The organism is Nonomuraea glycinis (assembly GCF_035920485.1).
GTDB classification, from domain to species: domain Bacteria; phylum Actinomycetota; class Actinomycetes; order Streptosporangiales; family Streptosporangiaceae; genus Nonomuraea; species Nonomuraea glycinis.
In genome coordinates this window covers 9,404,097-9,427,089 of the sequence record NZ_CP109166.1, presented here as the reverse complement: position 1 = coordinate 9,427,089, position 22,993 = coordinate 9,404,097, and the positions used below count along the sequence as shown (strand labels likewise).

The following is a 22,993-nucleotide window of genomic DNA, read 5'->3' as shown; positions in this document are numbered from 1 at the left end:
CGCCATGAACGTTCTCATCTCCGGCGCCAGCGTCGCCGGTCCCGTCCTGGCCTACTGGCTCACCCGATACGGCTTCAGCGTCACGGTGGTGGAGCGCGCGCCCGCGTTACGCAAGACCGGTGGCCACGCCGTGGACCTGTTCACCCCGGCCATGGAGATCGGGCGCAGGATGGGCGTCCTGGACCGGATCCAGGAGGCGAAGACCGGCGTCGAGTGGATGACCATCTGGCCGGAGGGCCGCGACCGGCCCGTCGAGCTGGAGCTGCGCAAGCTGATGTCGGGGGTGTCCGATCAGCACGTCGAGATCATGCGCGACGACCTGAGCGAGATCCTGTACGACGCCACCCGCGACGACGTCGAGTACGTCTTCGACGACTCCATCACCTCCATCTCCGAGGCCGGCGAGGTGACCTTCGAGCGCGCCGCCGGCCGGACGTTCGACCTGGTGATCGGCGCCGACGGCCTGCACTCCAACGTGCGCGGCCTGGTCTTCGGCCCGGAGTCCCGCCACACCACCTGGATCGGCGCCTACCTGGCCGTCCTGTCGGTGCCCAACCATCTCGGGCTCGACGGCCGGATCGAGAGCTTCAACGGCATCGGCAGGATCGCGGCGATGTACGGCGCGGCCCGGATGCCCGACGCGCGGGCCGTCTTCCTCTTCAGGACGCCGGAGCCGCTCGACTACCACCACCGCGACGTCCCCCGGCAGAAGGAGCTGCTCCGCGAGCACTTCGCCGGCGCCGGCTGGGAGGTGCCCAGGCTGCTGGCGCAGCTCGACTCCGCCTCCGCCTTCTACTTCGACTCCATCACCCAGCTCCGCCTGGACACCTGGTCGCGCGGGCGGGTCACCCTGGTGGGCGACGCCGGCTACTGTCCCGGCCCCGCCGTGGGCGGCAGCACCAGCCTCGCCGTCGTCGGGGCGTACGTGCTGGCGGGCGAGCTCGCCGCGGCCGGCGGCGCGCCCGCGCGGGCCTACCCCGCCTACGAGGCCGAGCTGGGTGAGTACGTACGGCGCAGCCGCGCGTTCGCCGTCGGGATGGCCAGGCGGCTCATCCCCGGCGGCCGTGGCGACCTGTGGGCGATGGTCCAGGGCATCCGGCTGCTCAACCACCTTCCCACCGGGCTGACCAAGGCCGCGAGCAAGCTCAGCGCCAGGAGCGTGCGGCTGCACGACTCGTTCGCGCTCAAGGACTACACCCGGTATGAGGTCGCCTCAGGCCAGCACCCCCTGTGAGCGCAGCTTGTCGGCCCGCTCCGCGCCGATCCCCCAGGAGGAGAGGTCGTCGAGCCTGGTCGCGGGGGACAGGTCCTGGGGCGGCGTGCCGAGCAGGCGCGGCGCGGGCGCCGGCTGGCTCTGGCCGCCGACCTCCACGAAGGCGCCCCGGGCGGCGTTGTGCGGGTGCTCCGGGGCCTCGGACATGGACAGCACCGGCGAGACGCACGCGTCGGAGCCCTCGAACACCGCCTCCCACTCGGCCCGGGTCCTCGTCTTGAACTCCCGTGCCAGCCGCTCCTTCAGCGCCGGCCACTGCTCCCGGTCGCCCCGGTCCGGCAGGTCCGTCAGTCCCATGAGGCTCACCATGGCCGCCCAGAACTGCGGCTCCAGCGAGCCCACCGCCAGGTGGAGGCCGTCGGCGGTCTCGTAGGTGTCGTACATGGGGGCGCCGGTGTCGAGCAGGTTGGTGCCGCGCGGACCCCAGCCCCCGCCGCGCACGCCCTGGTAGAACATCGCGAACAGGATGGCGGCCCCGTCGACCATGGCCGCGTCGATCACCCGCCCCTGGCCGGTGCGCCCGCGCTCCAGCAGGGCCAGCAGCACGCCGTAGGCGAGCATGAGGCCGCCGCCGGCGAAGTCGCCGAGGATGTTGATCGGCGGGGTGGGCTTGTCGCCCTCGCGGCCGAGCATGGACAGCACCCCGGAGATCGCGATGTAGTCGATGTCGTGCCCCGCCGTCGGGGCCAGCGGGCCGTCCTGTCCCCATCCGGTCATCCGGCCGTAGATGAGCCGCTCGTTCACCGCGTGCAGGTCGGCGGGCCCGATGCCGAGCCGTTCGGCCACGCCCGGCCTGAAGACCTCGATGACCACGTCGGCGCCCCGGGTCAGGTCCTTGAAGGCGGCCACGCCCTCCGGCGACTTCAGGTCCAGCCCGATCGTGTGCTTGCCGCGGTCCATGACGTCGGTCCGCGGCCGGTCGGAGACCGCGGCCACCCGGTCCACCCGCAGCACCTCGGCCCCGTGGTCGGCGAGCATCATCCCGGCGAACGGCCCGGGTGCGAGCCCGGCGAGCTCCAGCACGCGTATTCCGGCCAGCGGGCCCTGTCGGGCTTCGGACATGAACGACTCCTCATGTGACCTCGGGGCGAACGCGACGGCATCAGTAGAACAACATTCGGTAAGCCGTGGCAAGCCGCCTTCCGGACCTGCCGTCAGACAAGCCACGGGTATGGGAAACTTGCCCACTATTGTGGGTGGTCTATAGGGGTAGGACATGGTTTCGGATAGCAGCCGGTTGATCGCCAAGCGCTACGAATTACTACGCGAACTTGGCCGTGGGGCGATGGGCGTGGTCTGGGAAGGCCAGGACACGTTGCTGAATCGGCAGTGTGCGATCAAAGAGGTGGTGCTGCCCGAGGGGCAGTCACGGACGGAGCAGGAGCGGCAGCTCGTGCGGACCGCGCGCGAGGCGCGGACGGCGGCCAAGCTCAACCATCCCGCCGTCGTGGCGATCTACGACGTGGTCGAGGAGGACGGCCGTCCCTGGATCATCATGGAGTTGGTGCACGCCCCCTCCGTCGAGGAGGTCGTCGCCACCTCGGGCGCCCTTCCGGTACGGCAGGCGGCCGACGTGGGCCGGCAGGTGCTGTCGGCGCTGGTCGCGGCCCATGAGCTCGGCATCCTGCATCGTGACGTGAAGCCGAGCAACATCCTGCTGACCGCCGAGGGCCGGGCCGTGCTCACCGACTTCGGCATCGCCACCGCCGAAGGCGACTCCTCGCTCACCAGCACGGGCATGGTGACGGGCTCGCCGAGCTTCCTGGCCCCCGAACGGGTGCGCGCCGCCGAGGCGGGCCCGGCCTCCGACCTGTGGTCGCTGGGCGCCACCCTCTACGCCACGCTGCTCGGCCGCTCGCCGTTCGAGCGGGGCGACCCCATGGCGACTCTCAACGCGCTGCTCAACGAGGAGCCGGACTACCGCCGGATCCCGCCGATCATGCACCCGGTGCTCAAGGGGCTGCTGAGCAAGGAGCCCGAGGAGCGGCTGACCGCGCAGCAGGCCGACGAGCTGCTGGCCGCGATCACCGCGGCCCGGCCCGCGCACGCCGACCAGCTCGTCCCGGAGGTGAGCCAGACCGGGCAGCGCCGGGCCAGCCGCGGCCTGATCGCCGCGGCCACGGCGGCGGTGCTGGTCGTGGCGGCCGGCACGGTCACCTACTTCAGGATGGCCGCTCCCGCCGAGGGCACACCGCGGCTGACGCAGCATGTGGCCGCCACCACCCCGGTGCCCAGCCAGACGCCCACGCCCACGGAGAGCGCCACCCCCACGCCCACCCCCACCCCGACGAGCACGCCGACCGTGGTGCGGGCGCCGGTACGGGCCTACACCTCGAACGACGGCTGGTCGATCGCCCGGCCCACCGGCTGGCGGGGCGCGCGTGCCGAGGCGTACACCGAGTGGACCCGGCGCGACGGGAACGGCCACCTGGGCGTCGAGGCCGTCTACGCCAACCTCGACCCGCACCAGCTCCTGCGCGACGCCGAGGAGTCGCTCAGGCGCGACGCCGGGGACGTGCGCAGCATCGGCCGCCGGACGGTCAGGCACCAGGGGGCCAGGGCCGTGGAGTGGGAATTCACCTGGACCCCCGGGGCGGGCGGCGGCACGCCCTGGGCCGCGCAGGGCATCCGCTACCGCGAGGTGCGGCGCGCCGTGGCGATCGGCGACACGGCCTACATCCTGTCCTGGACGGTCACCGAGCCTCAGTGGCGGCGTAACGCCAACCTGATGCGCCGGGTGATCGGGAGTTTTACGGTAGGCGCATGAAACCGTGGCACCTGCTGGCGCTCCCGCCTCTCGACGAGGCTCTGATCCGCACGCTCCTCGAACCGCTCGGCGATCGGGTCGAGGTCCGGGTGCCGGCCGCCCGCGACCGGGCGTCGATGCTGGCCGCGCTGCCCGAGGCGGAGATCGTGCTCGGCGACTGGACGGGAACGCTGGCCCTGGACGGCGAGGCGGTCGCGGCGGCGCCCTGGCTGGCGTTCGTGCAGCAGCCCTCGGTCGGCGTGGACGGCCACGACCTGCCCGCCCTGACCGCGGCGGGCGTCCCGGTGGCCAACACCGCGGGCGTCAGCGCCATCGCGGTCTCCGAATGGTGCCTGGCCGCCGCGCTGTCGCTGTCCCGCAAACTGGGCGAGGCGGACGCCGCCGTCCGCGCGGGCGACTGGCCGCAGCAGGGGCTGCGGCCGCGTGAGCTGCACGGACGGCGCGTCGGGATCGTCGGCTACGGCCCGATCGGGGTGGCGTGCGCCGCCCTGTTCCGGGCGCTGGGCTGCGAGGTGTCCTACTGGACGCGCACGCCCCGGGAGGACCCCGGCCACACCGACCTGGAGACGCTGCTGGCCACCAGCGACGTGGTGGTCGCGGTGATCGCCCTGACGCCGGAGACCCGCGGCCTGATCGACCCGGCCCGGCTCAAGCAGGGCGCGATCCTGGTCAACGCGGCCAGGGGCGAGGTCGTCGACCAGGGTGCGCTGGTGGCCGCGCTGCGGGCTGGCCACCTGGCGGGCGCCGCGCTCGACGTCTTCGAGACCGAGCCGCTGCCCAAGGACGATCCGCTGCGCGCGCTGCCCGGCGTGCTGCTGTCGCCGCACGCGGCCGGGGTGACGCCCGAGTCCACCGGCCGCCTGATCGCGGTCACCGTGGACAACCTCGTCGCCGCGCTGGACGGGCGCGAGGTGGCGCACGTGGTGAACGGCGTCTCGCCGATAATCCGAAGGAAATTCGCGGATTCGTCTGTTTTGTAGTGGTGCCAGGGGGCACGATCGAGAGTTTTCGTGTCTTTAACGACCCCGGTCTGTTCTGGGCCGAGTCAGGGAGATACCGTCTTCACGACGATCTCTACCGGCTCAAGGGGGTGCTTGTGTGATGACGACGATGTCGACACACCAACGGGCAGTAGAGCACATCCGGCAGTCCTACGCGGACATTCCCGGTGACGCGGCGCCGCGCCTGGCCAAGGCCACGTCCAACCTCTTCAGGTTCCGCGATTCGGGCAAGACCGCCAAGCTGTCGGCCAGGGACCTGGACGAGGTCATCAGCGTCGACCCCGACACGCTGACGGCCGAGGTCCAGGGCATGACCACCTACGAGCACCTGGTGGACGCCACACTGCCGCACGGGCTCATGCCCTACGTGGTCCCGCAGCTCAAGACCATCACCCTCGGGGGAGCGGTGACGGGTCTGGGCATCGAGTCCACCAGTTTCAGGGACGGCCTGCCGCACGAGTCGGTCGAGGAGCTGGAGATCCTCACCGGGGACGGCCGGATCATCGTGGCGCGGGCGGACAACGAGCATCAGGAGCTCTTCCGCGCCTTCCCCAACAGCTACGGCACGCTCGGCTACGCCCTGCGCATCAGGATCAAGCTGCGCAAGGTCGAGCCCTACGTCCGGCTCACCCACATCCGCTTCACCGACGCCGACAAGTGCATGCTGGCCATGCAGGAGATCTGCGAGAGCCGGACGTACGACGGCGAGCCCGTCGACTTCGTGGACGGGGTCTACTTCGACCCGCAGGAGATGTACGTCACGGTCGGCCGCTTCGCCGACCGCGCGCCGTACACCTCCGACTACACCGGCATGCGCATCTACTACCAGTCGATCAAGCAGCGCAACCGCGACTGGCTGACCATCCGCGACTACCTGTGGCGCTGGGACACCGACTGGTTCTGGTGCTCGCGCGCCTTCGGCGTGCAGCAGCCGGTGGTCCGCTCTCTCATGCCGCGCCGCTGGATGCGCTCCGACGTCTACCGCAAGCTCGTCGCCCTCGACCGCCGCTACGGCGTCATCGCGCGGATCGACAGGTGGCGTCATCAGCCGGTGCAGGAGTCGGTCATCCAGGACGTGGAGGTCCCTGTCGAACAGGGCGCCCGATTCCTGGAGTTCTTCCACGACAAGGTCGGCATGACGCCGGTGTGGATGTGCCCCCTGCGGGCCACCGGCGACTGGCCGCTCTATCCGCTCGAACCAGGCAAGTTGTACGTCAACTTCGGCTTCTGGGGCCTGGTCCCGTTGCCTCGGGGACAGTTCGACGGCTACTACAACCGGCTCATCGAGACCTCTGTGCACGAGCTTGACGGGCACAAGTCTCTCTATTCGACGTCCTACTACGGCCGCGACCAGTTCTGGCAGCTCTACAACGGCGACGGCTACTGGCCGGTCAAGCGGGAATACGACCCGGACGGTCGCCTGCTGGATCTGTACGACAAGTGTGTACGGGGAAGGTGATGAGATGGCTCTCGCGTCTCTCTTCGAGAAAATCGTCGGCTCTGACGCCAACATCGCGTTCACTGCCTACGACGGCAGCAAAGCAGGACCGGACGGCTCTGACGTCGCTCTGGAGGTGAAGTCCCCGATCGCGGTGGCCTACCTGGCACAGGCGCCCGGGGAGCTGGGGCTCTCCAGGGCCTTCGTGTCCGGGCACCTGGACGTGCGCGGTGATCTGTACACGTTGCTCGATCGCATGTGGAAGATCACCACCATCGACCTGACCGCGGCGGAGAAACTCGCCGCGGTTCGCTCGCTGGGGATGAAGCCGCTGCTGATGCGGGTGCCGTCGCCGCCCCAGGAGATCCGGCAGAGCACGCTGGCCAAGCTCGGCTCGCGGCACGCCAAGCAGCGTGACGCCGAGGCGATCCACCACCACTACGACGTGTCCAACCGCTTCTACAACTGGGTGCTCGGCCCGTCCATGGCCTACACCTGCGCGGTCTTCCCCGAGGAGTCCTCCTCGCTGGAGGAGGCGCAGTTCGCCAAGTTCGACCTGGTGGCGCGCAAGCTCGGCCTCAAGCCGGGCATGCGGCTGCTCGACGTCGGCTGCGGCTGGGGCGGCATGGTCATCCACGCGGCCAAGCACTACGGCGTCAAGGCCCTCGGGGTGACCCTCAGCAGGCAGCAGGCCGAGTGGGCGCAGAAGGCCATCGCCGAGGCGGGGCTGCAGGAGCTGGCCGAAGTCCGGTTCATGGACTACCGGGACGTCACCGAGTCGGACTTCGACGCGGTGAGTTCCATCGGCCTGACCGAGCACATCGGCAGGGCCAACCTGACCTCCTACTTCAGCTTCCTGTACGGCAAGCTCAAGCCGGGCGGCCGCATCCTCAACCACTGCATCACCCGGCCCACCGGCAAGGAGAAGACGTTCAACAAGGGCGGCTTCATCAACCGCTACGTCTTCCCCGACGGTGAGCTGGAGTCGGTCGGCGTGCTGGTCAGGGAGATGGAGGACCGCGGCTTCGAGATCCGCCACCAGGAGAACCTCCGGGAGCACTACGCCAGGACGCTGAAGTTCTGGTGCGACAACCTCGAGGCCCACTGGGACGAGGCCGTCGAGGAGGTCGGCATGGGCACCGCCCGCGTCTGGGCCCTGTACATGGCGGGCTGCATCGTCGGCTTCGAACGCAACAAGGTCCAGCTGCACCAGGTCCTCGGCGTCAAGCTGGACCAGGAGGGCCGCGCGGGCCTGCCGCTGCGTCCGTCGCTCGACTGGCCCTGATCAGCGATCCAGCACCTCGTGCAACGTCTTGGCGAACTCGGCCGGGTGCGTGAGGAAACCCACGTGCCCGCCGGGGAAGTCGGCGATCTCCTCGCCGAGCCGCTCGGCGAGGAGCACCGACGTGGCGTAGCCGACGGTCGTGCGCGTCTCGACGCCGTTCGCCACGGTGAACGGCCCGTCGCGCAGCGCGTCCAGGTCCGGCACGTACCGCACGAACGAGCGCAGCTCGTACTCCAGGCAGAAGGCGAGGTTGCCGGCCACCCGGGCCAGCATCTCGGCGACCGGGGCGGGCAGGTCGGCGGTGAGCTCGGGCGGCAGGCCCACGTCGCCCAGTTCGGCGTTCAGCCGCCGCAGGGCCGGCCGGGCGCCGTCGCGCCGGAAGATGTCGTACACCTCCTGGAAGGCCGCGTGCCGGCGTGCCGCGTCGGGCAGCAGCTCGACGAGCAGCGGCTCGTGTGACACCAGCCCCCTGACCTGCTCGGGGTGGGCGGCCAGGACCTCCATGCCGACCATGCCGCCGTAGCTGGTGCCGAAGAGGTAGGCGGGCTCGCGGCTCAGCGCCCGCAGCAGCAGGTGGGCGTCGCGGGCGTGCTCCTCGACGCGCTGCTCGCCGAACGGGCCGGTCAGGCGGCTGCGGGAGTTGCCCCGGGGGTCGTAGGTGATGACGGTGTAGCCGTCGGCGAGCTGGTGGGCCAGCGGCGCGTACATCGCCGCGTCGCCCTCACCGCCGTTGATCAGCAGCAGGACCGGTCCCGACCCCCGCACCTCGTAGTAGAGCTCGGCGCCGGGTACGGCCAGCGTGCCAGTGTCCATGATCGCCTCCGCGGTCGAGTGACCCGTCCACGTTCTGATCGCTGCGGGGCCCGCGCCCGTTTCGCCCGCAGGGGGAAAGCCCTCTCCCGCACGGGGAGAGGGCTGCCGGGCGATCAGCGGAGTTCGCGCTTGAGGATCTTGCCGGTGGCGGTCATGGGCAGCTCGTCACGGAACTCGATGATGCGCGGGTACTTGTAGGCCGCCATGTTGTCCCGGGTCCAGGCGATGAGCTCCTCGTCGGTCACCGACGACCCGGGGGTGCGGATGACGTACGCCTTGATCTCCTCGCCGTGGGCGTCGTGCGGGACGCCCACGACGGCGGCGAGCGAGACGCCCTCGTGCGTGACCAGGAGCTCCTCCACCTCCCGCGGATAGACGTTGAAGCCATTGCGGATGATCATGTCCTTGGCCCGGTCGATGATCGAGTAGTAGCCGTCGGCGTCCCGGGTGGCGATGTCGCCGGTGCGGAACCAGCCGTCGCGCATCACCTCGGCGGTCGCCTCGGGCCGGCCGTAGTAGCCCTTCATGACGTTGTGGCCGCGGATGGCGATCTCGCCGGGGCCCTCGCCCTCGACCGTCTTCCAGTCGGCGTCGATCAGTTTCATCTCCACGCCCCAGATGGGCGTGCCGATCGTGCCGGGCTTGGTGGGCCGGCCGAGCTGGTTGAAGCTGGCGATGGGGGCGGTCTCCGACAGGCCGTAGCCCTCCAGGATGCTCAGGCCGAAGGTCTGCTCGAAGTCCTTGAGCACCTCGACGGGCGAGGCGGAGCCGCCGGCCGAGGCCACCTTGAGCGAGGTCGGCACCTCCACGTTCTCGGTGTGGATCTTGGTGAGCATCGCCCAATACATGGTCGGGACGCCGGCGAAGAACGTGACCTTCTCGCGGCTCATGGCGGCCAGCGCCTCGCCCGGGTCGAAGCGCGGCATCAGCACGACGGTCGCGCCGCGCATGAACCCGGTGTTCATGCAGACCGTCTGGCCGAAGCTGTGGAACAGCGGCAGGACCGCGAGGTAGGCGTCGCCGCCCTCCGTGCGCGGGAACATCTTGTCGCTGACCATGACGTTCATCAGCATGTTCTGGTGGCTGAGCTCGGCGCCCTTGGGGCGGCCGGTGGTGCCGGAGGTGTAGAGGATCACGGCGGTGTCGTCGGCCGAGGTCTGCACGGTCGAGAACTCGCCGGACATCCCGCCCAGCGCGGCCCAGAACGACTCGCCGTACTCCGACTCGGTCGCCAGCGGCGTGGCGGGCAGCACGAAGAACTGCTCGCACCCCTCGGCGCTCTCGAAGCCGGCCTTGCCCCGCTCGCCCAGCGGCAGCTCGGCGGTCCCCTCGAAGCAGAACAGCGCCTTGGCGTCGCTGTCGTCCAGGTGATAGGCGATCTCCCTGGCGTGCAGCAGCACGTTCAGCGGCACCACGGTCGCCCCGGCCTTGAGGATGCCGAAGTAGACGAACGGGAAGTAGGGCAGGTTGGGACAGGCGAGCGCGACCTTGTCGCCCTTGCCGATGCCGCGCGACACCAGCAGGTTCGCGACCTGGCAGGCGACAGTCTCGATCATGGAGTACGGCAGCCGCATGTCACCGAAGACGATGGCGGTGCCGTCCGGGTTGTTCCTCGCACTGTCTTCCAGGACGCTCGACAGGTTCAGCATGTGTGCCTTCCTCCCATGTTTGGCCTTCGCGCGACATCCTCGCAGCAAGACATACCGGCCGGTAGGTGACGGAGGTCACAACTACGTATGGACGTGGTCCACCACGTGGAGTAAGTAAGTACCAGGTTGCTCACCCTGGGAGGGGCCATGGAGTACGACTACGTGATCGTGGGGGCCGGGTCGGCCGGATGCGTGCTGGCCAACAGGCTCTCGGCGGATCCCGAGGTGTCGGTGGCCCTGGTCGAGGCCGGGGCGAAGGACGACAAGCTGGAGATCCGCATGCCCGCGGGCTTCGCCAAGCTCTTCAAGACCGACTACGACTGGGACTTCACCACCGCCAAGCAGAGCGAGATGGCCGACCGCGAGCTCTACTGGCCCCGAGGCCGGGTCCTCGGCGGCTCCTCCTCGATCAACGCCCAGATGTGGCTGCGCGGCTGCCAGCGGGACTACGACCAGTGGGAGGTCCCCGGCTGGTCCTACGACGAGGTCCTGCCCTACTTCACCAAGGCCGAGCGGCGCGTCGGCAGCAATCACGGCGGGGTGTACGGCTCGGCGGGCCCGCTGTTCATCTCCGAGCTGCGCAGCCCCAACGTCGCCACCGCCGCCTTCCTGAAGGCGTGCGAGGAGCTCGGATTAGAGCGGCTGGCCGAGCTCAACGGCCGCTCCAACGAGGGGTACGGCCCCACTCCCGTCACCCAGGAGCGCGGGCGCCGCTGGAGCGCCGCCGACGGCTACCTGCGCCCGGCGCGCAAACGCCCCAACCTGACGGTGCTCACCGGCACGGACGTGGACCGCGTGGTCTTCGACGGCACCCGCGCCATCGGCGTCGAGCACAGCGGCGGCTCCCTGCTGCGGGCCAGGCGGGAGGTGATCCTGTCGGCGGGCACGATCGGCTCGCCGCACCTGCTGCTGCGCTCGGGAGTGGGCGCGGCGGAGGAGCTGCGCGACGCGGGCGTCGCCCTCGTGCGCGACTCGCCGCAGGTCGGCAAGAACCTGCAGGACCATCTCTCGTCCGGGGTGTTCATCTCCTGCAAGCAGCCGGTGACGCTGACCGGGGCCGAGTCGCTCGGCAACCTGCTGCGCTACCTCGTGCTGCGCTCCGGCATGCTGACCACGAACGTGGGCGAGGCCGTCGCCTTCCTGCGGACCTCGCCCGAGGAGCCGGCGCCGGACATCGAGCTGATCTTCGCCCCCGGTCCCTTCATCGACCACGGCCTCACCCCGCCCACCGGGCACGGCCTGACCGTCGGCGTCATCCTGCTGCAGCCGGAGAGCCGCGGCAGGGTCGGGCTGAACGGCCGTGAGGTGCTGATCGACCCCGGCTACCTGGCCGAGGAGGCGGACGTCAGGCGGCTGGTCGCCGGGCTGAAGATGGCCCAGCAGGTCTTCACCACCACCGCGATGCAGCCGTACGCGGACGGGCCGATGGCGCCTTACACCGCGCCCGAGAGCGACGACGAGCTCGCGCAGTGGGTCCGCGAGCGCGGCGAGACCCTCTACCACCCGGTCGGCACCTGCCGGATGGGCGCGGACGAGGAGTCCGTCGTGGACCCCGCCCTGAAGGTGCGCGGCGTCGACGGGCTCAGGGTGGCGGACGCGTCGATCATGCCGACCCTGAACCGCGGCCACACCCACGCCCCGGCCATCATGATCGGCGAAAAGGCGGCCGACCTGATCGCCCAGCGCTGAGCCGGATCACCGAAACGCCCGCGCCGGGCACTGCCCGGCTCACCCGGCGCGGGACCGCCCGTGCAGGTTTTCCACCGAGTACGTACGGTGTACGTGCAAAAGCATTGACGTACGTGCCCGCGACTCCAAGGATGGCCTCATGAGCGTCGTTGACTTCGACCTGTCGGACAGCCTCTTCTGGACCAGGCCCATGGCCGAGCGTGAGCAGGCGTTCGAGCTGCTGCGCGGCCTCCGGACGCCGGCCTTCTTCGCGGAGCCGGAGATCTCCTTCGCGCCCAAGGGCCCCGGCTACTACGCCCTGGTCAAGCACGCCGACATCCTCGAAGCCAGCCGCGCTCCCGACGTCTTCAGCTCCGGCCAGGGCGGCGCGACGAACATCCCGGACATGCCCGCGGAGTTCGCCGAGTACTTCGGCTCGATGATCAACATGGACGACCCGCGGCACGCGCGCCTGCGCCGGATCGTCTCGCGCGCCTTCACGCCCAAGATGATCAAGCAGTTCGAGGCCGACGTGGAGAGCGCCGCCACGAAGATCGTCGACGACCTGCTGGCCAAGGGCCCCGGCTGCGACTTCGTCACCGAGGTGGCCGCCCGCCTGCCCCTGAAGATCATCTGCGACATGATGGGCATCCCGGAGCGCGACTACGGCTTCGTGTTCGACCGCTCCAACGTGATCCTCGGCGGCTTCGACCCCGAGTTCACCGGCCCCGACATCGACAAGATCGCCGAGCGGCTGCTCACCGCCGGCATGGAGCTCCAGCAGCTCGTCCAGGACCTCGCCGCCCGGCGCGCCGACGAGCCCACCGACGACCTGACGTCCTCGCTGGTCAACGCCAACATCGACGGCGAGCGGCTGACCATGAAGGAGCTGGGCTCGTTCTTCATCCTGCTCGTCGTCGCGGGCAACGAGACCACCCGCAACGCCATCTCGTACGGACTGCGCCTGCTCACCCGCAACCCCGACCAGCGCGCGCTGTGGCTGAGCGACTTCGACCGGCACACCCCCACGGCGGTGGAGGAGATCGTCCGGCTCGCCTCCCCGGTCAACTTCATGCGTCGCAAGGTCACCCGCGACCACGAGATGAACGGCCACCTCTACCGCGAGGGCGAGAAGGTCCTGCTGTACTACTGGGCCGCCAACCGGGACGCCGAGGTGTTCGCCGACCCGGGCCGGTTCGACATCACCCGCCAGCCGAACCCGCACGTCGGGTTCGGCGGCCCGGGACCGCACTTCTGCCTGGGCGCCCACCTGGCCCGCCGCGAGATCACCGTGATGTTCCGCGAGCTGCTGAGCCGCGTGCCGCAGATCGAGGGCGGCAAGCCCGACCGGCTGCACTCCAGCTTCATCAACGGCATCAAGCACATGGAGTGCACGTTCTGACCCGGCGGGTCAGCCCTGGCTGAGCGCGAGCCGCTTCACCACGGTGTTGACGTCGGGCAGCAGGGTCTTGCCCTCCGACGGGATCGACATGTAGACGATCGCCGGCACCTGGCCGCCGGTGTTGATCGCGGCCGTGACGATGGTGGCCTTCTCGGTGGGGGAGGTCAGCGAGTAGGCCATCAGCCTGCCCGTGGCGTCGCCCACCTTGATCGACTGCTGAGCGATCTTGCGGACCTTGTTGCCCTCCGGGAAGAAGCGCTTGCGCGCGTCCACCACGACCGCCTTGATCACCGGCTCCAGGTCGTCCGGCGTGCTGTAGAAGGACGTCAGCCGGGTGGGCAGCGGGCCGGTGAGGATCTGGCCGGCGGTGTCCGCGTCGATCAGCGCGTACTGGCGGGTGTCGAAGCCGTAGGTGCCCTTGACCGTGGTCCGCTGGTCGAGCCGCCAGGTGCCGCCGAGGCGCGGGACGGTGATCCCGGCCTGGGCGTTCGGCACCGTGCCGATCACCGGGGCGGCCGTGCCCCGGTACCTCGGCAGCGGGCCGATCGCGTTCACCGGCTTCTTCGTCGCAGTGGCGGAGGGCGTGGCCTTGACCTCCGCCACGTTCGTCTTCGGGGGATCCTCGCCCGCCAGCGGGCCCGCGAGGAACGCCCACAGCAGCGCGCCGACGAGCGCGATGGCCACCGAACCGGCCAGCGCGTAGATCCAGATGGGCTTGCCCGGGTCGTCGTCCAGCGACTCCCCCTCGCCCATCGCCTGGTAGTTGTCGCCGAAGACGGTGTTCCAGAGCTCCTGCTGGCGCTCGGGCGGCGGGGTGCGCGAGCCGCTGATCTGCCCTGCCGTCACGAACGGCCGGTCCGGGTCGGAGGGGTCGCGGCTCAGGTTGTGACCCGGCCTGCCCGGTCCCGGCTGCTGGTCCCCGGGCTGGCCGCCGTCCGGGCCCGGCCGCTCGTCCACCCGGCCGCCCGGCTGCCCGTTCTGCTGGGCGTACGTCATGGTCCGGTCATCGGCGGGACGGCCGCCCTGACCACCCTGACCGCCACCGTGGCCAGGGCCGTGACCGCCACTGTGACCACCGCCGTGCGGCGTCGCGCGGTCGTCGAGCGGGTGGGCGGCCTGGTGGCGCGGCGCGGGGTCCAACGGAGAAGCTCCCTGTCCGTACACCGCTGTCCCTCGGTCGTCCAGCGGGGTCTGGTCGTGCGTCGCGTTGTAGGTGTCGGCCCGCCCGCCCTGCGGCGGCAGGCCCTGGTCGTACGGCCCGGCCCGGTCGTGCGGGGGCATGGCGCCGGGCACGGTCTGGCCGGGCGGAGGCGCGGGGGCGCGGTCGTAGGCGGCGTTCGCGTGCGCGGCGTCCTGCTGCGGCCAGGGCGCCGGGGAGGAGAGGTTGGCCCAGGCGGCGGGCGGCCTGGCGGGAGGCTCGGCCCAGGCCGGGACGGGGGGCTGCACGGACGGCTCCGGCCAGGGCGACGACGTGTGCGCCCCGCCGTTGTGGGCGGGCGCTGGCGCGCCGGGGCCGGTCTCGGGCCAGCCGCCTTGGCCGCCCTGCGCGGGCGGGGCGCTCTCCGGCCAGGCGGGCTGGGCCGGCGGCGCGCTCTGCGGCCAGCCGGTGGGCACCTCGTCGCGGGCGGGCTCGGGCCAGTGCGGCCGCGCCTCGCCGGGGGCCGGCTCCGGCCACGACGGGCCCGGCTGCGGCCGGCCCCCGTCGGACGAGGGCCAGGACGGGTTCGGCTGCGGCCGGCCCGCGTCGGAGGAGGAGGGCCAGGACGTCGGGACGTCGCTGCGCGGGGGATCCGGCCACGAAGGGGCATCCTGTCGCGGCGCGTCGGGCCAGGACGGTGGCAGGTGGGGTGCTCCGGAATTCTCCGTTGCCATTGCTGCCGGCCCTCCCGAGGCTATGTCCGGATTTGAAGTGTCATGCATGATCTCATGGGATCTTCTAGGAGATCCTGCCGGTCCCGCAGGGAAACGGGCGAAGCCGTGTGGATCGGTCGGCGGATCCTGCATGGGCAGGTCGGCCTCCGAGCGTTTGGGCTCAGCTGGATACACCACGGTGACGACAGTATTCTAAAGGGACATAAGAGGTCACAACGGATAGATCACCATCAGATCTCACCAGACCTGAAGGGTCCATTGTGCCCCCGTACCTCGATCGAGCGTCTGCATTCTGTAGAAGACGTGCGCTAGGCTTGACCTATGCGTTCCGCGACCCTGCTTCTTATCGGGCCGCGACGGCTCTGAGCATCTCGCCGTCGCGGCTACCCCTCGTTGCACACGAGGGGTTTTCTTATGGGTCCGAGTCAATCAGAAGGACGACCGCCGTGAGTGAGTACGACCCGCAAGCGCTGCAGGCCAAGTGGCAGCAGCGATGGGAGGAGCTGGATCCGTTCCGGGCGAGCGAGGACGCCGCCGACACCCGGGAGCGGCGCTATGTGTGCGACATGTTCCCTTATCCCTCGGGCGACCTCCACATGGGCCACGGCGAGGTGTTCGCGATCGCCGACGTGGTCTCGCGCTACTGGTTCCAGCAGGGCTACAACGTCCTGCACCCGATCGGCTGGGACTCCTTCGGCCTGCCCGCGGAGAACGCCGCGATCAAGCGCAACGCGCACCCCGCAGAGTGGACCTACGCCAACATCGAGACGCAGGCCACCTCTTTCAAGCGCTACGGCGTCTCCTTCGACTGGTCGCGCCGCCTGCACACCAGCGACCCCGACTACTACCGGTGGAACCAGTGGCTGTTCAACCGGTTCTTCGAGCGCGGCCTGGCCTACCGCAAGGGCGGCCTGGTCAACTGGTGCCCCAACGACCAGACGGTGCTGGCCAACGAGCAGGTCGTGGCCGGCAAGTGCGAGCGCTGCGGCGCCGACGTGATCAGGCGCGAGCTGACGCAGTGGTATTTCAAGATCACTGACTACGCGCAGCGGCTGCTGGACGACATGGACCAGCTGGAGGGCGGCTGGCCCGAGCGCGTGATGACCATGCAGCGCAACTGGATCGGCCGCTCCGAGGGCGCCGACGTGCTGTTCGAGATCGAGGGCCGCGACGAGCCGGTCCACGTCTACACCACGCGCCCCGACACCCTGTTCGGCGCCACCTTCTTCGTGGTCGCGGTGGACGCCGCGCTGGCCGAGGAGATCGTCACCGACGAGCAGCGGCCGGCCTTCGAGGCCTACCGCGCCGAGGTCGCCAAGCTCAGCGACATCGAGCGGCTGTCCACCGACAAGGACAAGTCCGGCGTCTTCCTGGGCCGCCACGCGATCAACCCGGTCAACGGCGAGCGCATCCCGGTCTGGGCCGCCGACTACGTCCTGTCCGACTACGGCCACGGCGCCATCATGGCCGTCCCCGCGCACGACCAGCGCGACCTGGACTTCGCCGTCAAGTTCGAGCTGCCGGTGAAGGTCGTCGTGCACACCGGCCTGGCCGACCCGGGCGAGACCGGCGTCGCCACCCCCGGTGAGGGCAAGCTGGTCAACTCCGGCCCGCTGGACGGCCTGACCAAGACCGAGGCCATCGCCAAGATCATCGACATCCTGGAGGTCGACGGCAGGGGAGAGGGCACGGTCAACTTCCGGCTGCGCGACTGGCTGCTGTCCAGGCAGCGGTTCTGGGGCACGCCGATCCCGATCATCCACTGCCCCGACTGCGGCGAGGTGCCCGTCCCCGACGAGCAGTTGCCCGTCACCCTGCCCGACCTGCGCGGCGAGGCCCTGTCCCCCAAGGGCGTCTCCCCACTGGCCAGCGCCACCGAGTGGGTCAACGTCGAGTGCCCCAAGTGCGGCGGTGCCGCTAAGCGCGACACCGACACGATGGACACCTTCGTCGACTCCTCGTGGTACTTCCTGCGTTACTGCTCGCCCGGCTACACCGACGGCCCGTTCGACGTCGAGCAGGTCCGCAAGTGGGGCCCGATCGACCAATACGTCGGCGGCGTCGAGCACGCGGTGCTGCACCTGCTGTACGCGCGCTTCTTCACCAAGGTCCTGCACGACATGGGCATGGTGAGCTTCACCGAGCCGTTCCGGCGGCTGCTCAACCAGGGGCAGGTGATCAACGGCGGCAAGGCCATGTCCAAGTCCCTGGGCAACGGGGTGGACCTGGGCCGGCAGATCGACGACTTCGGCGTCGACGCGGTCCGCCTGACCATGGTGTTCGCTGGGCCGCCCGAGGACGACATCGACTGGGCCGACCTGTCACCGGCCGCGTCGCAGAAGTTCCTGGCCCGCGCCTTCCGCGTCATGGACGAGGTGGCGAGCCCGCCCGGAGTCTCCTACGACGGTGGTGACCTGGCGCTGCGCAAGGCCACCCACCACACCATCGACGAGGTCACCAAGCTGCTGGACTCCTACCGCTTCAACGTCGCGGTGGCCCGCCTGATGGAGCTGACGTCGGCCGCCCGCAAGGCGATCGACTCCGGCCCCGGCGCGGCCGACCCGGCGGTGCGTGAGGCCGCGGAGACGCTGGCGGTCATGCTGTCGCTGGTGGCGCCGTACACCGCCGAGGAGGGCTGGGAGCGGCTGGGTCACACCGGCGGCACCGTGGCCAGGGCGGGCTGGCCGGTCGCCGACCCGGCGCTGCTGGTGCGGGAGTCGGTCACCTGCGTCGTGCAGGTGGCGGGCAAGGTGCGCGACCGGCTGGAGGTCTCGCCCGACGTCTCCGAGGAGGAGCTGCGGGCGCTGGCCCTGGCCTCGGAGAAGGTCCAGGGCCACCTGTCGGGCGAGCCCCGCAAGGTGATCGTGCGTGCCCCGAAGCTGGTCAACATCGTCCCCTGACCTCCGCGTCGAGGTGCTGCGCTGCCCTCACAGGCGGCGCAGCGCGGGCAGCAGTTTCTCCTGGGCCCAGCCGAAGAACGGCTCCTGCTGGTCGGCGCCGATCTGCACGAGCGCGAGGTGGGTGAAACCCGCCTCGACGTACTTTCTGGCCGCCTCGACGACCGCGTCCACGTCGTCGCCGCACGGCACGCTCCGCGCGACGTCATCCGGTCGTACGGTGCCGGCGGCGGCCTCGAAGTTGACCGGGCCGGGCAGCTCGGCCATGACCTTCCAGCCGCCCACCGCCGACCAGCGCCACAGGCGGTGGGCGCGTTCCTTGGCGGCTTCGGCGTCGGTGTCGTAGGACAGGGCGAGCTGGCCGTACACCGGCTTGCCCGCGCCGCCGGCCGCCCTGAAGCGCTCCACCACCTCCGGCATCGGCTCGTTGATGACCAGGATGTCCCCGTACTCCGCGGCGAGCCGCGCCGAGGCGCCGCCGGAGGCGGCGATGCCGATCGGGACCGGCGAGTCGGGCAGGTCGTACAGCTTGGCCGAGTCCACGTCGTAGAACTCGCCCTGGAAGGTGACGTAGCCGCCGCCGAACAGCTCGCGGATGATCCGTACCGCCTCGTCGAGCATGCGGTGCCTGGTGTCGACGGAGGGCCAGCCCTCGCCGATCACGTGCTCGTTCAGGTTCTCGCCCGCGCCGAGGCCGAGGGCGAAGCGGCCCTGGGTGAGCTCGCCCATGGTGGCGGCCTTCTGCGCCACCACGACCGGGTGGTAGCGCATGAGCGGGCAGGTCACGTAGGTCATCAGGGGCAGGCGTTCGGTGGCCTGCGCGACGGCGCCGAGCACCGACCAGGCGTACGGCGAGTGGCCCATCTCCTCCAGCCACGGGAAGTAGTGGTCGGAGATGACCGCGTAGTCGAAGCCGGCTCGCTCCGCCATGGCGGCGAAGTCCACCAGCCGGCGGGCGGAGGTCTGTTCGCACATCAGGGTGTAGCCGAATTCTGGCATGGTGTCCGAGCTACCCGACTTCGCCCTGGTTAGCTATGGGCAGTCGTAGATCAGTGCCGGGCGGGGGCCGCGGTCGCCGATCTCCTCCAGCACCAGGCTGAGCCCGATGCCCAGCAACCACACGTCCTTGGCCAGGCCGATGCCCGCCTGGGTGGGCCGGAGGCTGCCCTCCTCGCGCATGCCCGGCGTCCGGAGATACAGGCCGACCAGCCCGCCCGCGAACGCGGTGAGCGCGGCCCCGGCCACCAGTGACGGCACCACCGGGATCAGCAGGGCGGCGCCCAGTGCGATCTCGGCCTTCGCCAGCAGCCGGGTGAACCGCTGCGGGTCGTGCCCGGCCAGGAAGGGGTAGGTGCCGGCGGCCATGCCGTGCACGCCGGCGGCGACCGGCTCCTCGGCTTCGTGCTTGCCCAGGCCGGAGTTCAGGCAGAAGGCCCCGGCCGCCACCCGGAGCGGGATCTGGTGGGCTCGTGTCATGACTCTCATGAATGCCTCACATGCCTAAAAAACAGGACACCATGCCCCTTCCCGCGACATTTCGTCATATCCGCGCTGGTGGTGGTCTTGACGGAGACTTCAGGGCGTCGCCGCCCCGGCTCGCGGCCCGGAGAGCAAGAATTTGATGAGCCCATGACGAGACCTGCTATTAGGGTTCAGCTGTGACAACTGGCGCTTACCTGAGATACCCCCATCTATATGGTGACCTGGTCGCCTTCGTGGCCGACGACGACGTCTGGCTCGCCCCCGTGACAGGCGGCCGGGCCTGGAGGTTCACCGCCGACCGGACCCCCGTGTCGAACCCGAGATTCTCCCCCGACGGCGGCCACCTCGCCTGGACGAGCAGCCGCGAAGGCGCCTCCGAGGTGTTCGCCGCCGAGCTCGACGGCTCGCAGGGCGAACGGCTGACGTACTGGGGCACCCAGACCACGCAGGTGCGCGGCTGGAGCGCCGACGGGCGGGTGCGCGCGGTCAGCGCCACCGGCCAGAGCAGTCGCATCAGAACCTGGGCGCACGACATCCCGCTCGACGGCGGCCCCGCGACCCGCCTGCCGTACGGATGGGTGAGCGACCTGTCCACCAGCGGCGACCGCGTGGTCACCGTGTCGCCGATGTTCCGCGAGCCGTCGAGCTGGAAGCGCTACCGGGGCGGCACGGCCGGCAAGATCTGGGTCGACGCCGACGGCTCCGGCGAGTTCACCCGCCTGTTCGCCGACAACGCCGCCCAGCACTGGGCCGCCATGTGGGTGGGCGACAGAATCGCCTTCCTCGCCGACACCGACGGCACCGGCAACCTCTACTCGTGCCTGCCCGACGGCTCCGACCTGCGCCGCCACAGCACCCACGACGAGTTCTACGCCCGCCACGCCAGCACCGACGGCGAGCGCGTCATCTACGGCCACGCCGGCGACCTGTGGCTGCTGGAGAGCCTGGACGCCGAGCCGTACCCGCTGGACGTCAACCTCAGCGGCCCCCGCCCCGCCCGCGCCAGGAAGCCCGCGCCCGCCCGCGTCGGCTCCTTCTCACCCGACGCCACCGGGCGGGCCAGCGCCGTGGAGATCCGCGGCACCGCTCACTGGCTCACCCACCGCGACGGCCCCGCCGGCGCGCTGCGCGTCCAGCCCGGCGTCAGGGTACGGCTGCCGCGCGCCCTCGACGCCGACGGCCGCGCCCTGTGGGTGTCCGACGCCAGTGGCGAGGACGGCCTGGAGATCGGCACCCCCGGCGGCGAGATCCGCACCCTGGCCGCCGGCGAGCTCGGCCGCGTCCTCGACCTGGCCGCCTCACCGGACGGCAAACACGCCGCCGTCGCCACCCACGACGGGCGGCTGCTCGCCGTCGACCTGGAGAGCGGGCAGCTCCGGCAGCTCGACCGCACCGCGCACGGCGACATCAGCGGGCTGACGTTCTCGCCCGACTCGGCCTGGCTGGCCTGGGTGCACCCGCACCAGGAACCCCTGTCCCAGATCAAGATCGGGCGCGTCGACGGCACCTCGTCGATCGAGGTGACCCCGCTGCGCTTCTCCGACTACGGTCCCGTCTTCACCAAGGACGGCAAGCACCTGGCGTTCCTGTCGGTCCGGACGTTCGACCCGGTCTACGACGCGCACGTGTTCGACCTGTCGTTCCCCACCGGCTGCCGGCCGTACCTGGTGCCCCTGCGCGCCACCACGCCCTCCCCGTTCGACCCGAGCCTGCAGGGGCGCGGCTTCAACGGCGAGGACGACCAGCCGCCGGCGGACGACAAGCAGAAGGACGACGCCCCGCCGCGCACCGAGGTCGACCCCGAAGGGCTGCAGTCCCGGGTGGTGCCGGTCCCGGTGCCCGCCGCCAACTACGGCAACCTGCGCACCGCCAAGGACGCGCTGATCTGGCTGCGCCACCCCCTCACCGGCCGGCTCGGCGACGGCAGCGAGACCACCCGCGAGACCGTCCTGGAGCGCTACGACCTCAAGAAGCGCGCCAAGTCCGAGCTCGGCAAGGAGTTCAAGGCCTTCGAGGTCAGCGGCGACGGCACCCGGCTCGTCGTCAACGGCAAGAACGGCCTGCAGACCCGCCCCGCCACCGAAGGCGACGACGTGGTCGGCATCGACCTCGACCGGGTCGCCGTCCAGCTCGACCCCGTCGCCGAGTGGCGGCAGGGCTACCACGAAGCCGGACGGCTCATGCGCGACCACTTCTGGCGCGAGGACATGAACGGCGTCGACTGGCAGGGCGCGCTCGACCGCTACGCGCCCCTCGTCGAGCGCCTCGGCACCCACTCCGAGCTGATCGACCTGCTCTGGGAGGTGCAGGGCGAGCTCGGCACCTCGCACGCCTACGCCATCGCCGGTGGCGGGCACCTCGACCCGCGCCGCCGCCAGGGCCTGCTCGGCGCCGACCTCACCCGCGACCCCGACGGCGTGTGGCGCGTCGAGCGCATCCTGCCGGGCGAGTCGTCCGACCACGGCGCCCGCTCGCCGCTGCTCGCCCCCGGCGTCGCCGTACGCGAGGGCGACGCCCTCACCGCCGTGAACGGGCGTCCCGTCGACGCCACCCACGGCCCCCTGCCTCTCCTGGCGGGCACCGCCGACCAGCCCGTCGAGCTGACCGTACGGCCGGCGACGGGCGGCGACCCGCGCAAGGTCGTGGTCACCCCGATCGCCGACGAGACCCGGCTGCGCTACCACGACTGGGTCGAAGGCCGCCGCGCCCACGTCAGGCAGGAGTCCGGAGGCAGGCTCGGCTACCTGCACGTGCCCGACATGGTGGCCTCCGGCTGGGCGCAGTTCCACCGCGACCTGCGTACCGAGATGGCCTTCGAAGGGCTCGTCGTGGACGTACGCGAGAACAGCGGCGGGCACATCTCCGAGCTCGTGCTGGAGAAGCTGTCGCGGCGGGTCACCGGCTGGACCCGGGTGCGCGGCTACGAGCCCATGCGCTACCCCGGGGACTCGCCGCGCGGCGCCATCGTCACCGTCACCGACGAGTTCGCCGGCTCCGACGGCGACATCGTCAGCGCCGGCATCAAGAACCGCGCCATCGGCCCCCTCGTCGGCGTGCGCACCTGGGGCGGCGTGATCGGCATCGACTCGCGCTACTCCCTGGTGGACGGCACCGTCGTCACCCAGCCCCGCTACTCCTTCTGGCTGGAAGGCCACGGCTGGGGCGTGGAGAACCACGGCGTCGACCCGGACGTCGAGGTGGTCATGGCGCCGCACGACCGGGTCGCCGGCCGCGACCCGCAGTTGGACAAGGCCATCGAACTCGCCCTCGCCGCCCTGGAGGAACGTCCCGCGGCCACCCCTCCGGACCTCCCACCCCTGCGGTAGGCCCCTCTTGAGCGGCTCTCCCGCTTTGACATCCGTCGGCCTCTCCCTACGGTCCCGGCCCGGCCTGGCCGCGCCTACGGTCCCGGCCCGGCCCGGCCTGGCCTGGCCTGGCCTGGCCGC

Annotated in this window: 15 protein-coding genes; 9 read left to right on the top strand and 6 right to left on the bottom strand. The window is 70.8% G+C overall.

Annotation, left to right across the window (positions count from 1 at the left end):
* Positions 1 to 4 precede the first annotated feature (4 nt).
* Positions 5 to 1,234, top strand: coding sequence for an FAD-dependent monooxygenase (locus OHA68_RS44375; RefSeq protein WP_327105611.1), 1,230 nt, complete (start codon positions 5 to 7; stop codon positions 1,232 to 1,234).
* Here OHA68_RS44375 and OHA68_RS44370 read toward each other — a convergent pair.
* Positions 1,214 to 2,335 (bottom strand): CaiB/BaiF CoA transferase family protein, encoded by a 1,122-nt coding sequence (locus OHA68_RS44370; RefSeq protein WP_327105610.1) that lies wholly within the window; start codon positions 2,333 to 2,335, stop codon positions 1,214 to 1,216. The two genes, OHA68_RS44375 and OHA68_RS44370, sit on opposite strands and share 21 nt — an antisense overlap.
* 154 nt (positions 2,336 to 2,489) lie before the next feature.
* On the opposite strand from OHA68_RS44370, the gene OHA68_RS44365 reads away from it, so the two are divergent.
* The 4 genes from OHA68_RS44365 to OHA68_RS44350 all read left to right on the top strand — a co-directional run bounded on the left by OHA68_RS44365 (position 2,490) and on the right by OHA68_RS44350 (position 7,764).
* Positions 2,490 to 4,040 (top strand): serine/threonine-protein kinase, encoded by a 1,551-nt coding sequence (locus OHA68_RS44365; RefSeq protein WP_327105609.1) that lies wholly within the window; start codon positions 2,490 to 2,492, stop codon positions 4,038 to 4,040.
* Entirely contained in the window at positions 4,037 to 5,020 is a 984-nt protein-coding gene (locus OHA68_RS44360) for an NAD(P)-dependent oxidoreductase (RefSeq protein WP_189141002.1), read from the top strand. Before OHA68_RS44365 ends, OHA68_RS44360 begins: the two co-directional genes overlap by 4 nt.
* A gap of 121 nt (positions 5,021 to 5,141) precedes the next feature.
* Positions 5,142 to 6,500 (top strand): FAD-binding oxidoreductase, encoded by a 1,359-nt coding sequence (locus OHA68_RS44355; RefSeq protein ID WP_189141001.1) that lies wholly within the window; start codon positions 5,142 to 5,144, stop codon positions 6,498 to 6,500.
* 4 nt (positions 6,501 to 6,504) lie between these two features.
* Complete coding sequence (locus tag OHA68_RS44350) at positions 6,505 to 7,764, top strand: cyclopropane-fatty-acyl-phospholipid synthase family protein (RefSeq protein WP_327105608.1); 1,260 nt, start codon at positions 6,505 to 6,507, stop codon at positions 7,762 to 7,764.
* On the opposite strand, the gene OHA68_RS44345 is transcribed toward OHA68_RS44350, so the two are convergent.
* Together OHA68_RS44345 and OHA68_RS44340 are read right to left on the bottom strand one after the other, a co-directional pair.
* Positions 7,765 to 8,577, bottom strand: a complete 813-nt coding sequence (locus tag OHA68_RS44345; protein ID WP_327105607.1) for an alpha/beta fold hydrolase — start codon at positions 8,575 to 8,577, stop codon at positions 7,765 to 7,767. It abuts the gene before it with no gap.
* A gap of 113 nt (positions 8,578 to 8,690) precedes the next feature.
* The gene (locus OHA68_RS44340) at positions 8,691 to 10,226 is read right to left on the bottom strand and encodes a long-chain-fatty-acid--CoA ligase (RefSeq protein ID WP_327105606.1); all 1,536 of its coding nucleotides are present in this window, start codon (positions 10,224 to 10,226) and stop codon (positions 8,691 to 8,693) included.
* Positions 10,227 to 10,373: 147 nt separating this feature from the next.
* On the opposite strand from OHA68_RS44340, the gene OHA68_RS44335 reads away from it, so the two are divergent.
* Together OHA68_RS44335 and OHA68_RS44330 are read left to right on the top strand one after the other, a co-directional pair.
* Positions 10,374 to 11,915 (top strand): GMC family oxidoreductase, encoded by a 1,542-nt coding sequence (locus OHA68_RS44335; protein WP_327105605.1) that lies wholly within the window; start codon positions 10,374 to 10,376, stop codon positions 11,913 to 11,915.
* Positions 11,916 to 12,054: 139 nt separating this feature from the next.
* Positions 12,055 to 13,296 (top strand): cytochrome P450, encoded by a 1,242-nt coding sequence (locus tag OHA68_RS44330; protein WP_327105604.1) that lies wholly within the window; start codon positions 12,055 to 12,057, stop codon positions 13,294 to 13,296.
* A gap of 9 nt (positions 13,297 to 13,305) precedes the next feature.
* Here OHA68_RS44330 and OHA68_RS44325 read toward each other — a convergent pair whose 3' ends face one another.
* The gene (locus OHA68_RS44325; RefSeq protein WP_327105603.1) at positions 13,306 to 15,168 is read right to left on the bottom strand and encodes a hypothetical protein; all 1,863 of its coding nucleotides are present in this window, start codon (positions 15,166 to 15,168) and stop codon (positions 13,306 to 13,308) included.
* 446 nt (positions 15,169 to 15,614) lie between these two features.
* Here OHA68_RS44325 and leuS point away from each other — a divergent pair, with 446 nt between their 5' ends.
* A complete protein-coding gene (gene leuS / locus OHA68_RS44320) occupies positions 15,615 to 18,068 on the top strand; it encodes a leucine--tRNA ligase (protein WP_327105602.1) in 2,454 nt (817 codons plus the stop codon).
* 27 nt (positions 18,069 to 18,095) lie between these two features.
* Here the strand turns inward: leuS and OHA68_RS44315 are convergent, their stop codons facing one another.
* Positions 18,096 to 19,064, bottom strand: coding sequence for a TIGR03557 family F420-dependent LLM class oxidoreductase (locus OHA68_RS44315; protein ID WP_327105601.1), 969 nt, complete (start codon positions 19,062 to 19,064; stop codon positions 18,096 to 18,098).
* A 33-nt stretch (positions 19,065 to 19,097) separates the two neighbouring features.
* A complete protein-coding gene (locus OHA68_RS44310; RefSeq protein ID WP_189140992.1) occupies positions 19,098 to 19,550 on the bottom strand; it encodes a hypothetical protein in 453 nt (150 codons plus the stop codon).
* Between the two features lie 173 nt (positions 19,551 to 19,723).
* On the opposite strand from OHA68_RS44310, the gene OHA68_RS44305 reads away from it, so the two are divergent.
* Positions 19,724 to 22,873: a S41 family peptidase gene (locus OHA68_RS44305; protein ID WP_327105600.1), complete on the top strand. Its 3,150-nt coding sequence runs from the start codon at positions 19,724 to 19,726 to the stop codon at positions 22,871 to 22,873.
* The last annotated feature ends 120 nt before the right edge of the window (positions 22,874 to 22,993 follow it).